Origin of the sequence: Paenibacillus sp. EKM10P (assembly GCF_011800655.1) — a bacterium.
GTDB lineage: Bacteria > Bacillota > Bacilli > Paenibacillales > Paenibacillaceae > Paenibacillus > Paenibacillus polymyxa.
On record NZ_JAALET010000007.1, the window covers coordinates 173099 to 187247 of the forward strand.

Here is a 14149-nt window from a genome sequence, read left to right on the forward strand (position 1 = left end):
GGAGACAAGCTCGAAAAGAGCTATTTTTTTTAAATTATCAATTGAGAATGATAATCAATTAGTTTATTCTCGTGGGGAGGGACTGCTGTCAAAATGAAGAAGGGGTATTCTGCAATTATTGCTGTGTTTCTGCTGGTGAGTGTGCTGAGCTTTTGGCCAACTTCGTTATCTGTAGGAGCCGCTGCGGCTTCTCCAAAATTGGCGGATGGTACATACACGCTCAAATACAATATTCTCAAGGCAGAAAATGATTCGGTGTCCATGGCTAATGATTATTTTGAAAAACCAGCTAAGTTGTATGTAAAAAAAGGTCAAATGACCATGCAAATTAAGCTGAATCATAGCGAATGGACAACCGGGTTTAAAGTGGATTACAAAGGTAAAATCATCGATACCAAGGTCATCCAAAAGGATGCCAAAGCCGATACTCGCACCGTGCAATTTCCCATTGCGAGTGTCAACAGCCCGTTGATCTCTAAAATCCATGTTACTGTCCCTGCTTACAATTACGATCATGACTATACGATCCGCTTCGCTTTTGATTCCAAAAGCATCAAAAAAGTGGCAGCCGTCCAGTCAGCGAAATCAGCCAAATCTTCCAAAAAGTAAATTGAAGCCATCTTTATCGTTCATAAAATCAACATAAATTCAAGCATAAAAAATTGAGGAGTGTGTGTAGATATGAATATGGTAATGAATCGCTTTGAGCAATTTTCTTTCAAGAGGGCATTCGTAGCACTGATCATGACAGCACTTGTTTTTGCACTGATGGCTCCACTTTCTGCTAAAGCAGCAGCAGCCGACGGCACGTATAACGTAGATTATACCGTTCTGAAGGATCAAACCAATGAAACTTCTCGATTGGACAGCTATCTGACGAAGCCTGCTCAGGTTACGGTAGCTAATGGCAAAAATGTTGTTCGTCTGACTGTGAAAAGCAGCAATCTGATTACGGCGTTCAAAGTAGAGCAAAATGGCGTATTGCAAGATGCGACTGTAGTAAGCACAAATACGGCGAACAACACTCGTGTCGTGGAATTCGAAGTGGCTGACCTGAATGTCAAAGTAAATGCTTACGCTGAAATTACCATCCCAGTGATTGGCTACACAGGCAAGTACGATGTACAACTGCAATTCGACGAAATCTAATCCAAAATAAAACGTAAAAGGAGATTAAAACATGAACATGATTATGAATCGTATGGAGAAATTGTCTCTAAAAAAAGTAATGCTTACTGTATTGATGGCTGCGCTTGTTTTTGTGGTACTAGCCCCATTCTCAGCTAATCAAGCGAACGCGGCTTTGCCTAATGGAACGTACAACATTGACTATACAGTGTACAAGGATGGTACCAATGAAACCTCCTATATGGACTCGAACGGTTATGTCGCCAAACCAGCTACGTTAATCGCTACTAATGGTCAATACAAAGTTAGAGTAGCTATTACTAAAAGTGCTTGGGTCACTGAATTCAAAACTCAACAAAACGGCCAGTATGTGAACGCGACTGTGGTAAGTACATCGGGTGATACAAGAATAGTAGAGTTTCCTGTAAGTAATTTTGCTCAAAAATTGAACGTTAAGTTGCATGTAAGTGTACCAAAAGAATACACTGGCGGCATTCCATATGACCACGACTACACTGTTCAATTTTTGTTTGACGAAGATTCCATTTAATAATGGAGTAATTATACATTGATCTTATACTCATTTGGGATTCCCTAGAGTTCCAAATGAGTATATTTTAAGTAGGGGGATTAATACACTTGAAAAGGCAATTTAAAAAATACTTGATGACGTTTGTGGCTATTATTATGCTACTTTCAGTTGTTTTCCCATTTGCTCCGACTGCATCTGCGTCTGATGAGACAAACCCATCAATTGAATCCAGTGTTTCCGAGTCCTCAGTGACTCAAGATGTATATTCGGTAGAGCCGAGCCCAGTAGAAGTGATTCCAACAGAAGATGTAGCAAGTACTTACACAGTAGCAGCTGTTGAGACACCGAGTTCCAGCATTATGCAAGATTCTAATGTATATTCTATTAACTACGTGGTGAAAAACGAAAGTAAAGCATCGGGAGTAGGTATTTCCCCGTATAATGATATGTTCCTTAAACCGGCTACGTTTACAGTTGAACAGGATACTTATCATGTTTCTTTAATTCTCGACAATCCTAATACACCCTTTACCGATATCGAATTTAAACAAAACGGAGAAAACGTCCCTGCCCATATTTCAGATTTAGTCAAAGGGGACAAGACGTATGAACCACGAACAGTAACATTTGATGTGTATAATTTGGATCAGAAAATTGATGTGAACTACATTTATAATAACAGACTTAGACAAAATTGGATTGAATTCGACCCATCAACTATAGCTGTAAAAGAGGGATCTGTAACTCCTCCTACCCCTTCACCTGAGCCGGAAGTTCCCTTAAAGCCGGGTGTCCTTAATTTCACAATACTGAAGGACAAATCGGAAGAAGTTTCTGTGATGGATGGTTACGCTTTAAAACCTGCAAAGCTCGTTCAAAAAGGAGATAAATGGTATATCCAACTAACGTTTAATTACAGTAGCTGGATTCCTTCATTTCAAACAGAGCAAAACGGTAAATTTGTAGAAGCGGCAACTATTTCGGAGGTAAGTGACGCTAATCAGCGTACAGTTGAGTTTGAAGTAAATAACTTGTCCAATAGCTTAAATGCTTACACTCACGTGATTGTGCCTGGTTTGGAACTGGGAGGAGTACCTTACGATCATTGGTATCATGTTCAAATCAAGTTTGACACAAGTATTACACCTGACCCTAGTACACCACCGACCTTGGCAGATGGAACGTATGCTATCAACTTTAATACCTTGCATGCAACCAAAGATCAGCCATCAACCATGGCGCAATATCTGTTGTCTCCAGCGACTTTAACGGTAGCAAAAGGACAAAAGGAAGTTTCCTTCACCATTAAAGACAGCACTACCGTAACAGAGTTCAAGACAGAACAAAACGGGACATTAACGGATGCAGACATTGTAAGCGAGGACAAGACAGCCAATACGCGTGTTGTGAAATTCAAAGTAGCCGATTTGGACGCGATTTTGAATGCACAGGTCCATGTGAGCACGACTTATCCAGGTGGGGTTTATGAGATGGACCATAAACTTCGTCTTCAGTTCGATAAAAATAGTATCACAGAAAATGGAAGCTCTCCAGAAACGACATCCAATCTGGACTTCACTCTTTTGAAGGATGGAACGAATGAAGTTTCTATGATGGATGGGTATACAGAGAAACCAGGCACCTTGATTGAACGTAATGGCAAGAAGTATGTTCGTTTTACCTTGAAAAAGAGTGAGCAGATTGATGGTTTTAAGGTAGAACAAAACGGAGTATTAACTAATGTTGCTACAGTAAGTGAAGACAAAACTGCGAATACACGAGTTATTGAATTCGAGGTTAAAGAAATACCTGCTAAGTTAAGCGCATGGGTAAGTATCAACTGGCCTGAACTGGGCTACGTGCATACCTATAATGTAGATCTTCAATTGGCTTCTGCACCTACATCACCTAGCTTGGCAGATGGAACGTATGCTATTAACTTTAATACCCTGCATGCAACCAAAGATCAGCCATCCGCAATGGCGCAATATCTGTTATCTCCAGCGACTTTAACGGTAGCAAAAGGACAAAAAGAGGTTTCCTTTACCATTAAAGACAGCACTACCGTAACAGAGTTCAAGACAGAACAAAACGGGACATTAACGGATGCAGACATTGTAAGCGAGGACAAGACAGCCAATACGCGTGTTGTGAAATTCAAAGTAGCCGATTTGGACGCGATTTTGAATGCACAGGTCCATGTAAGCACGACCTACCCAGGTGGGGTTTATGAGATGGATCATAAACTTCGACTTCAATTTGACAAAAACAGCATTACGAATGCTCCAACCCCGGTTGATCCTGGGACGCCAGGTACACCAGGCACGCCTGGAAAGAATTTAGCTGATGGAACGTATTCAATCAATTTCGATGCGTTGCATGCAACCAAAGATCAAAAATCGGCCATGGCGCAATATTTATTGTCTCCGGCTACGCTGACGGTATCGAAGGGCAAGTATGAAGCCTCCTTTACGATTAAAGACAGCACCACCGTGACAGAGTTCAAAACAGAACAAAACGGGACGTTGACAGATGCAGATATCGTTAGTGAGGATAAGAATGCGAATACACGTGTTGTGAAATTCAAGGTGGCCAATTTGGACGCTATTCTGAATGCACAGGTGCATGTGAGCACGACCTATCCAGGTGGGGTTTATGAGATGGATCATAAGCTTCGTCTTCAATTCGATCGCAGTAGCGTTACAGCTAAAGGTCCGGATAACGGAACAACGACTCCAGTTGAAAATGGCAGATACAGCATTGATTTCTCCGTACTCAAAAATGGAAGCAATGAAATATCTGTGATGGATGGATATATGCAAAAGCCAGCCACACTGTTAAAACAGTCTGGTAAAAATATCATTCAGATTAAAATGGACAAGAGCAGCTGGATTAAAACGTTTAAAGTAAATGGTTCTGAAGCTCAGGTGGTTGAACAGTCCACCTCTGCAGACACAAGAACAGTACAATTTGAAGTACCTAATCTGTCAGATAAAGTTACAGTGAACACGCATGTCATCGTACCTGGATTAGATTTGGGTGGCATCCCTTATGACCACGTATATGATGTGCAGTTCCAATTCGAGCCTGCTACCATTCGTAGCTTTGTTGAGCCTACCTCTTCAGGTGCGGCTGATCCTATCGTTAAATTGGATTTTGACAAGCTTGCCAATGGGAAATATGCATTGAAATTCACCATTGTGCTGCCAGATGGCATCACAGGATCTGAATCTCCGGCTCAACGCTTCATCACTAATGAACCAGCGCAATTGGTTGTGGAAGGCGACAAACGGTTTGTAGGTCTGAAGCTGCAAAACAGCAATGAAGTTAAGGCGCTGCGCATTTGGGATAACGCAAGTGGAGGTTATCAGGATGCAGAAGTGACCCGGGAAGATGCAGCAAGTAATACGAAGGACGTTCGTTTCAGTGTAAGTGACTTTAAGAACAACGTAAAAGGTCAACTGGTTGTCTACGAAGCTCCAAAAGTGGCAAGTAGCGCTCCGATGGTTTTCAAGGCGGAGGATCGAGTAGAAAAGGTATATGATTTTGAATTTAAATTCGATACCAGTAATGTATCTTATCACAACGAAACCAAAGCAGACGAAGTAGAACAGGGGAAAAATAACTTAGCCGATGGAGAGTACACGGCGAACTTCCGTGTGCTTGCAAACGGAACGGACAAGGATTCTTTGGTGGCTCCATTTGTACAGAGTCTGGCGAAGTTGATTGTGAAAAATGGTAAGGTCCAGGCTCATGTAACCGTAACAGACAATCAAGCTTTGAAATTATTCCAAACGGACTTTGAAGGCCGCTACGCGAATCCGACGATTGTGGGTACCGACACAAAAGGTGATACACACACAATTGCCTTCGAAGTACCCGATCTGGATAAAAAGCTGAGTGTGTACACACAGGTATATCTGCCTGAGAAATACATTTTTAATGAGAAATTCGGCGGACAGATTCAATTTGACCGTGCATCGCTCAAAGGTGAGGGAGTTAATGTAGCTACAACTGCAACCGCTACTGAATCGGCAGCAGCTTCTACGGACAAAGCAACAGAAACGACCACCTCGGTAGCTGAAGCAAAACCAGCAGTTGAGCAACCAGTTCAACCTGCTTCCGAGAAGCAATACACGATCAATTACAACGTATTTAAAGACAAAACGAATGAAGCGTCCGTTATGGATGGTTATCTCGATAAGCCAGCCACATTGATTGAAAAGGGAGACAAGCGCTATATCCAAATCACTTTGAAAAACAGCTCTTGGATGCCGACTCTACAAGTGGAGCAAAACGGTACCCTAAAAGATGTGGAAGTGATCTCGACATCCGGTGATACACGTATCGTTCAATTTGAGGTAGGGGACTTGTCTCAGAAAATCAGTGCTTACACACACGTTATTGTGCCTGGTTTGGTCCTTGGCGGAGTACCGTATGATCACTGGTATACGGTTCAGTTCCAATTTGATGAAGCAAGCCTAAAGGTGAAATAATCTCAGGTTATGACATCAATGAAGCCTAAATAACAGCAAAGTTTGTATGCGAGCAAGTCTTGGTGCCCCGGCATCAAGACTTGTCAGCATTTACATACCCGAGGAATTTGCAAAAATCCACCCGAAAAAATTGGGACTCACGCTGTTGCTCTATATTTTGAATTGAGGTGATTGGATTTTCATGAAACAGTATGCAGCTTTGGCTCAAAGGAAAGCGTTTGGTTTCTATATGTTAATCGGCATCATGATCTTGTTGCTGGCCGGATGTTCCGGGGGAGCACAGAACGGACAGAACCATAGCGATGGTTCGACTTCAACAGCAGCATCAAATGCAAGCGGAAAGTCGTCTGATGATAAAACAGCAACTCCACGTATAGTGGCGACTACAGTAGCCATTTCTGAAATTACGGATGCGCTGGGCTTGGATTTGGCTGGCAAGCCGACAAGCACCAAAGTATTGCCTGATCGTTACAAGGATGTCCCTGATGTGGGAAATCCGATGAGTCCTGATATGGAAAAAGTAATGTCCTTGAAACCTACAGATGTGCTTTCGGTGACCACACTCAAATATGATTTGGAGCCTAAGTTTAAGGACCTAAACATTAATGCTGAGTTTTTGAATTTTGAAAGCCTTGCGAATATGCAAAAGGAAATTCAAAAGCTGGGAGACCGATTTGATAAAGCTGAAAAGGCGAAAGAGATTAATGGGGCCTTGGATGCCAAAGTTACTGAGATTCAGCAAAAAATTAAAGGCAAGAAGTCTCCTAAAGTACTAATTCTACTGGGTGTTCCGGGAAGCTATCTGGTGGCTACCGAACATTCCTATATTGGGGATCTGGTTAAAATTGCAGGCGGGACAAATGTGGTTCAAGGTGAGAAGGTGGAGTTCATAGCCCACAATACCGAAGCCTTGCAGCAATCCAATCCTGATATCATTTTGCGCGCTGCACACGGGATGCCGGATGAGGTCGTAAAAATGTTCGATGAAGAGTTCAAAACTAACGATATCTGGAAGCATTTCAACGCTGTGAAAAAAGGGCATGTTTATGATTTGCCTGAACCGTTGTTTGGCACCACAGGGAATTTAGCGGCAAGCTCTGCGCTGGATGAGCTGATGAAAATGCTGTATCCTTCGAATTAAAGGAAGCTGATGACATGTCCAAAAAATTATGGAGCCTTATTGTTGTAATTGTCTTACTCGTCGGTGTCATGCTGTACTCAGCGATGACAGGCAGCCTCAAGGTGAATTTGAGTCAGTTGGTGGCCGGATTGTGGACAGGCACAGATGATCAGGTGAATGTGGTCAAGGATCTTAGACTACCGAGAATTATCGTAGCTGTGATGGCGGGTGCAGCCCTTGCAGTGGCGGGCGTTTTGCTGCAAGCCGTCATGAAAAACCCGCTGGCAGATTCCGGGGTGATCGGCATTTCTTCGGGAGCGGCCTTGGTCTCGCTGATCGCGGTGACCCTCTTTCCGGCGCTTTATTTCTGGATGCCGTTCTTTTCATTTATCGGCGGTGCGTTGGCCTGCCTAATGGTCTACGGATTTTCATGGAAATCTGGCTTGCATCCCATTCGACTTATTCTGATTGGGGTGGCAGTAAACGCCATCTTTTCCGGCCTAGGTCAGTCGTTTAACTATCGGGGCAGTTATGCGGTCACCAGCATTAACCAGGTCACCACCTCAACCTTGTCTATGAAAAAATGGGTAGATGTCGAGGTGATTGTGACTTATGGCGGAATTGGTTTAATTTTGGCCATGCTCGTCTTCTCTTGGTGTAATTTCTTGTCCCTTCAAGATAAAACGGCTAAAAATTTGGGCCTTAACGTGACACGTGCACGACTTTTAATTTCTGTGATAGCAGTGCTGCTTGCAGCAACGGCTACAGCTATAGCAGGAGTAATTGCTTTTATCGGCCTGCTCGTTCCGCATTGTGCCCGCTATCTGGTTGGCTCGGATCATAAGTGGCTGATTCCGTTTTCTGCCTTATGCGGCGGTTTGCTGCTGTTGCTTGCGGATACGCTGGGGCGAACGGTGCTTGCTCCCAATGAAATTCCGGCCTCTATTATTATGGCAGTCATTGGCGGACCATTCCTGATATTCCTGATCAGAAAGGCGGATCGCACCTATGGACATTAAAAATATAACCTTCTCCTATGATCGGAAAACAGATCGTCTACATGCGATCAATGCTGTTATTGAACGGGGACGAATTACTACGATTATTGGGCCCAATGGATGCGGCAAATCGACACTGCTCAGTGTGATGTCCAACAATGCCGTTCCTCGCAAGGGCCAGGTGGTTCTGGATGGCAAGGAGATAGCCCACTACAAGCCCAAGGAACTGGCCCGTCAATTGGCGGTAGTTCATCAGCAGAACGAAGCGCCCTCTGACCTGACAGTAGAAAAACTTGTCAGCTTCGGAAGACTGCCTCATAAGAGCATGTTCACATCCAGCCGGGACGAGGACGAGGAAGCAGTCGAATGGGCTATAGCCTGCACCAATCTGGAAGAACGCAGGACACATACACTGGATCAGCTCTCAGGAGGAGAACGGCAGCGCGTGTGGATTGCAATGGCCTTGGCACAGCGAACGCCGATTTTATTTTTGGATGAGCCGACCACCTATCTGGATATGTATTACCAGCTTGAGATTTTGGAGCTTATTCGGCAGCTCAATCAGGAGCACGGACTGACCATCGTGATGGTGCTGCATGATATTAATCAGGCTATTCGGTATAGTGATGTGATGATCGCTATGAAAGAAGGACGCATAATAGCGAATGGTTCGCCTATAGAGGTCGTTACATCCGAACTGATTCAGGCAGTCTATGGTGTGAAGGTAGTCATAAGACAGGACGAGGAGGCGGGCATGTATCTTATTCCGATAGGCGTCGGAGATTCCGAACATTTACACGCACAGAGAGAGGGTAAGGTATCTGTCCTTGAGTTATCTCATTGAATTTAAAACATAAAAATGGTTCTGATCCAGGTGTTTGTCAGGTGACAATCGTGAGGACAGAAGCATTTTTTTATTTTATTTATTAGATATTGGATGAGATTCAGGGGCAGTTCTGCTTAGACTACGGTTCGAATCCGATCTTTTGTGTGTTATACTATTGCCGTCGGTAATTTTGTGTTTAGCACTTTACTAATGATAAGGATGGTATGCTTATATGATCAGTACAAGCGGCGTAACGCTTCGTTATGGTAAACGCCCACTTTTTGAAGACGTAAATATCAAATTTACTCCTGGGAACTGCTATGGCCTGATTGGGGCGAATGGCGCGGGTAAATCCACCTTTTTGAAAATTCTTTCCGGTGAAATTGAAGCCAATTCAGGTGAGGTTCACATGACACCGGGCGAACGGATGGCTGTCCTCAAGCAGAACCATTATGAATACGATGAATTTCCGGTTCTGGAAACCGTTATTATGGGTCATACGCGTCTGTATGAAATCATGAAGGAAAAGGATGCACTGTACGCCAAAGCGGAGTTTTCCGAAGCAGACGGTTTACGTGCTGGTGAATTGGAAGGCGAATTTGCAGAGCTGAACGGTTGGGATGCCGAGCCGGATGCGGCTGCATTGTTGATCGGTCTGGGGATTCCGCGTGATCTGCATGACAAAAAAATGGCTGAAATGAGCGGCAATGACAAAGTGCGCGTTCTGTTGGCACAAGCGTTGTTTGGTCGTCCGAACAATTTGCTGCTTGATGAGCCTACCAACCATTTGGACCTCGAATCCATTCAGTGGCTGGAGAACTTCCTGATGGACTATGAAGGCACCGTCATCGTTGTATCCCATGACCGTCACTTCTTGAACAAGGTATGTACGCATATTGCGGATATTGATTTTGGTAAAATCCAGATGTATGTCGGCAACTATGACTTCTGGTACGAGTCCAGCCAGCTTGCACTTACACTGGCTCGCGATGCGAACAAGAAAAAGGAAGAAAAAATCAAAGAACTGCAAGCCTTTATTCAGCGCTTTTCTGCGAATGCTTCCAAGTCCAAACAAGCAACTTCGCGAAAAAAGCAACTGGATAAAATTACGCTGGACGACATCCGTCCATCGAACCGTAAATATCCGTTCATTAACTTCAAGCCTGAGCGTGAAGCGGGCAAACAATTGCTGACTGTAGATAGCCTCAGTAAAACCGTGGAAGGCGAGCAAGTGCTGAACGAGTTCAGTCTGGTCGTGAACAAAGGCGATAAAATTGCGTTTGTAGGTCCGAACGGTCTCCCTAAAACAACGCTCTTCCAGATCTTGATGAACGAACTGGAAGCGGATAATGGTGAATTTTCCTGGGGGATTACAACGAGCCAAGCGTATTTCCCGAAAGATAACTCCACTTATTTTGAAGGTGTGGATCTGAATCTGGTGGACTGGTTGCGTCAATATTCCAAGGATCAGGATGAAACGTTCCTGCGCGGCTTCTTGGGACGTATGCTTTTCTCAGGCGAAGAAGCGCTTAAGAAAGCAAGTGTGCTGTCCGGGGGAGAAAAGGTTCGCTGTATGCTGGCAAAAATGATGCTGAACGGTGCTAACGTACTGCTTCTGGAAGAACCGACCAACCACTTGGACTTGGAATCTATCACAGCGCTGAACAATGGTCTGATCGATTTTGACGGGACTATTTTGTTCACTTCTCATGACCATCAGTTCATTCAAACCATCGCGAATCGCATCGTGGAAATTACACCAAACGGCGTAATCGACCGTACGATGAGCTATGATGAATACTTGGAAAATGAAGAAATCGCTCAATTGCGTGAACGCATGTATCCGGTAGAAATCGGCTAACATCCGAACCGCTAATTTCAGCAAATAGTTAAACGAAAGAGGAGCTCCATCAGGCCATTGCCTTGGCCGGGAGACTCCTCTTTTTTCGTTTTGTGCCATGACCCTTAGCTTACTTGGTTCCGAGAGTGAGTCAAGATAGATCCCGCCTGATCTCGGTACCCTATAAAGTCTATGGAGTGGCTTATGATCCGCCTGTACGACGGCGTTGGTTGTTCGGCTTCTTCGTATTTTGGCTTTTCAGTGTTTTGGTGGAACCGCCTTGAAAGCCGCCCTGCTGTGAAGCGCCGGACTGCTGTTTTTTTTGTGCCAGCTTTTCGCGAATGGCATCTGCGAGATTAATTTTACGTGGTTCCTTAGCATCGCTCATGAATAAATTCCTCCTGTTGCCGCCAGATTCATGTCAATCATGCTGGATTGAAGAAAAACGCGGCTGTGTCCTCATTTTATACGTTTTTAAAAGAAGGGACAAGGGCAACAATGATAACACATCGCTGGAGTGAGGTAAGAGGAGAAATGTCTGTTTTTTGCATGAAGGAAAAATTGTTTTGTGTAACCTACAGGGATGGGGCCTGGCAATACTTTTTCATTGTTCCTACAGCGATGTAGAGTGGAAAGACTGTTTCTCTAGACCCACACAAAGTTCGTCTGTTATCCTAAAAATAACAGTTTTCCACAGGCGAATTGTTATTTTTAGGGCAGCTATGCTGCTTGTTTGAGGGGTAGTGTAAGGGCAGCTGTGCTGCTTGTTTGAGAGGGAGTGTAAGGGCAGCTATGCTGCTATTTTTATTTCTGGGCAGATCTTTACGCTGCGAACTATCTATTTGAAGGAGTGTCCTCCGTTGTGGTAAATGTCTATGATGAAATACGAAAAGGTGAGCGAGGGGCGTGGGTAAGCATTGCTGCTTATCTTTTGCTGTCCGCTTTTAAGCTGATTAGCGGATATATATTTGCCTCTAGCGCGTTGCTGGCCGATGGATTCAACAATGTCACCGATATTGTGGTGTCGGTTGCTGTATTAATTGGTCTGAGAATTTCGCAAAAACCACCAGATTCCGACCATGCCTATGGACATTTTCGGGCCGAAACGATTGCGGCGCTGCTGGCGTCCTTTATTATGGCTGTCGTTGGTTTGCAGGTGCTGATTGATGGAATCGGAAGCATTTTCAAGGGAGGAAAGCAAATACCGGATATTACCTCTGCGGGTGTGGCTGTGATTTGCGCAGTGATTATGTTCGGGGTGTACCTGTACAATAACAGGCTCGCTCGGCAAATCAACAACAAGGCGTTGCTGGCTGCGGCCAAGGATAATCTATCAGATGCACTCGTCAGTGTTGGAGCAGCAGTGGGCATTATCGGCGCACAGTTCGGGCTGCCGTGGTTAGATACTGTGGCGGCGATCGTGGTAGGGTTCATTATTTGTAAAACGGCGTGGGAGATTTTTAGGGATTCCACACATAGCTTGACTGATGGATTTGATGAGCAAGAACTGTCCGACTTACGGAGTACGATTGCTCTTATACCTGGAGTAGAAGGAATTCGAGACGTTAAGGCACGGGTACACGGTAACCACGCACTGGTGGATGTGGTCATTGAGGTGAATCCACAACTCAGTCTGATCGAAGGACATCGGATTAGCGACCGGATTGAGGAACGTCTACAAGAGGTTCATAATACAATGCACGTTCATGTCCATGTAGAACCTAAATTATAGATTAATTATTAAATAATTAGTATTAAAAGTGACTTTAGACCTATATCAAAAAAGGTGTACACGCTATCTTTTGTGACGTTTGGATTATATCTCTCTTCCTGCTGCTTTTACTATAATGAAGGCATGTCCGGCTATATTCGTCGGAATTATGCTCTTCAAATTCGTAAAAACAGCCAGGAGGTGCAACATTGAGAAGACGCGTGATGGGAATGCTCATGACGTCAGCCGCGCTGTTGGCAGCAATTCATGTGGCGCCGGGTCAGGTTGACGCAGCGGCATCGACAGCATCCACAGGACAGAAGGCGGTTATTCAGGCGGCTGTAAAGCTTAGATCCGATCCTTCGACTACGGGCGATGTAGTCAGCTTTATGAAGCAGGGAGAGGCCGTAACGGTATTGGAGAAAACGAATAGCTATTGGTATAAGATCAAGACCTCTGATGGAGTAACCGGCTACACAAGCAGCTCCGACAAGTACATAAAAGTTGGCGCTACCAGCGTCGCTGCTGCTGTCACCCCGTCTGCCAGCCGTAAAACGGAAGCCTCAGAGTCAGCTAAAACTGTTTCAGCTTCAGTTAAAAATGTTTCAACTAAAGAGGCTCCGGCTTCAGTGAATAGTTCTGCCGGTCAAACGAAAGCTACGATTCAAACGTCCGTTCGTTTGCGGGCGGAGGCATCCACTTCTTCCGAGGTTCTGGGCTATATGAATACAGGGGATGTCGTTACGATTACCGATTCCAGTAACGCGTATTGGTTTAAGATCACCACTGCTGATGGTACAGTAGGCTATGTCAGCTCATCTCCACAATATATTCGTATTGGTGAGGGGGTTGTTGTGCAGCAGCCTGTGGCCTCTTCGGCTGCACCCGCTTCAGATACTACTGCTCTACCTGCGGTAGCGTCTCCTGCTTCGACGGTTAGCTTGCTTTCTGGTGATGCAGCGGCCTCAATCGAACAGGTTATTGACACAGGTATGACTTACCTTGGAACACCTTATGAATATGGTTCTGATCGCAACAGTACGGCTACTTTTGATTGCTCGGCATTTACTCGCCAAATTTTCCGTCAGGCTGTAGGGATCCAGCTCCCGGCAGATTCTCGTTCACAAGGTGAGTGGATCAAGCAGAACAGTCAGCCGAATACAGATATGACTACACTGAAGCGTGGCGATCTGCTCTTTTTTACAAATTATAATGCATCTTCCGGGGCGTACACGTCCTTGGATAATTCCTCCCAAACGATTACGCATGTAGCTGTATACTTGGGAGACAACAAGCTTCTCCATACGTTTTCTGTAGCGGCCGGTGGTGTAAAAGTTACGGATTTCAGCAAGCCTTGGCAGGATCGTTTCCTGTTTGGGGGCAGCGTGATCCAATAAAAACGCCGTTCACTGTTAAAAGCTGCATCAAAAAAGGATGTTCCACATCTCTGTTGACCAGGGTGGGAACATCCTTTTTTGATAAGCATATGATACATATC

11 protein-coding genes are annotated in these 14149 nt (G+C 44.6%); 10 read left to right on the forward strand and 1 reads right to left on the reverse strand.

Annotation, left to right across the window (positions count from 1 at the left end):
* The first annotated feature begins 93 nt into the window (after positions 1-93).
* The 8 genes from isdC (at position 94) to HFE01_RS17575 (ending at position 10961) form a co-directional block, all read left to right on the forward strand.
* Positions 94-609 (forward strand): heme uptake protein IsdC, encoded by a 516-nt coding sequence (gene isdC / locus HFE01_RS17540; protein WP_167438590.1) that lies wholly within the window; start codon positions 94-96, stop codon positions 607-609.
* A 72-nt stretch (positions 610-681) separates the two neighbouring features.
* Positions 682-1149: an NEAT domain-containing protein gene (locus HFE01_RS17545; RefSeq protein WP_107734555.1), complete on the forward strand. Its 468-nt coding sequence runs from the start codon at positions 682-684 to the stop codon at positions 1147-1149.
* A gap of 31 nt (positions 1150-1180) precedes the next feature.
* Positions 1181-1678 carry an NEAT domain-containing protein gene (locus HFE01_RS17550; RefSeq protein ID WP_107734556.1) on the forward strand — a complete coding sequence of 166 codons (498 nt, stop codon included), beginning with the start codon at positions 1181-1183 and terminating at the stop codon, positions 1676-1678.
* Between the two features lie 89 nt (positions 1679-1767).
* Positions 1768-6156 (forward strand): NEAT domain-containing protein, encoded by a 4389-nt coding sequence (locus HFE01_RS17555; protein ID WP_107734557.1) that lies wholly within the window; start codon positions 1768-1770, stop codon positions 6154-6156.
* 181 nt (positions 6157-6337) lie between these two features.
* A complete protein-coding gene (gene isdE, locus HFE01_RS17560) occupies positions 6338-7297 on the forward strand; it encodes a heme ABC transporter substrate-binding protein IsdE (RefSeq protein WP_107734558.1) in 960 nt (319 codons plus the stop codon).
* Between the two features lie 14 nt (positions 7298-7311).
* Complete coding sequence (locus HFE01_RS17565; RefSeq protein WP_016820291.1) at positions 7312-8295, forward strand: FecCD family ABC transporter permease; 984 nt, start codon at positions 7312-7314, stop codon at positions 8293-8295.
* Positions 8285-9118, forward strand: a complete 834-nt coding sequence (locus tag HFE01_RS17570) for an ABC transporter ATP-binding protein (protein ID WP_107734559.1) — start codon at positions 8285-8287, stop codon at positions 9116-9118. Before HFE01_RS17565 ends, HFE01_RS17570 begins: the two co-directional genes overlap by 11 nt.
* Before the next feature lie 214 nt (positions 9119-9332).
* Positions 9333-10961, forward strand: coding sequence for an ABC-F family ATP-binding cassette domain-containing protein (locus tag HFE01_RS17575; protein ID WP_016820289.1), 1629 nt, complete (start codon positions 9333-9335; stop codon positions 10959-10961).
* 181 nt (positions 10962-11142) lie between these two features.
* On the opposite strand, the gene HFE01_RS17580 is transcribed toward HFE01_RS17575, so the two are convergent.
* On the reverse strand, positions 11143-11328 hold the full coding sequence (locus HFE01_RS17580; RefSeq protein WP_016820288.1) for a hypothetical protein: 186 nt from the start codon (positions 11326-11328) through the stop codon (positions 11143-11145).
* A gap of 474 nt (positions 11329-11802) precedes the next feature.
* Between HFE01_RS17580 and HFE01_RS17585 the strand changes: the two genes are divergently transcribed.
* Together HFE01_RS17585 and HFE01_RS17590 are read left to right on the forward strand one after the other, a co-directional pair.
* Positions 11803-12672, forward strand: coding sequence for a cation diffusion facilitator family transporter (locus HFE01_RS17585; protein WP_017425954.1), 870 nt, complete (start codon positions 11803-11805; stop codon positions 12670-12672).
* 188 nt (positions 12673-12860) lie between these two features.
* The gene (locus HFE01_RS17590) at positions 12861-14048 is read left to right on the forward strand and encodes a C40 family peptidase (protein WP_107734560.1); all 1188 of its coding nucleotides are present in this window, start codon (positions 12861-12863) and stop codon (positions 14046-14048) included.
* Positions 14049-14149 lie beyond the last annotated feature (101 nt).

Coding starts and splice junctions, on each gene's coding strand:
- isdC (WP_167438590.1), top strand. CDS start 94: ATGAAGAAGGGGTATTCTGCAATTATTGCTGTGTTTCTGCTGGTGAGT.
- HFE01_RS17545 (WP_107734555.1), top strand. CDS start 682: ATGAATATGGTAATGAATCGCTTTGAGCAATTTTCTTTCAAGAGGGCA.
- HFE01_RS17550 (WP_107734556.1), top strand. CDS start 1,181: ATGAACATGATTATGAATCGTATGGAGAAATTGTCTCTAAAAAAAGTA.
- isdE (WP_107734558.1), top strand. CDS start 6,338: ATGAAACAGTATGCAGCTTTGGCTCAAAGGAAAGCGTTTGGTTTCTAT.
- HFE01_RS17565 (WP_016820291.1), top strand. CDS start 7,312: ATGTCCAAAAAATTATGGAGCCTTATTGTTGTAATTGTCTTACTCGTC.
- HFE01_RS17570 (WP_107734559.1), top strand. CDS start 8,285: ATGGACATTAAAAATATAACCTTCTCCTATGATCGGAAAACAGATCGT.
- HFE01_RS17575 (WP_016820289.1), top strand. CDS start 9,333: ATGATCAGTACAAGCGGCGTAACGCTTCGTTATGGTAAACGCCCACTT.
- HFE01_RS17580 (WP_016820288.1), bottom strand. CDS start 11,328: ATGAGCGATGCTAAGGAACCACGTAAAATTAATCTCGCAGATGCCATT.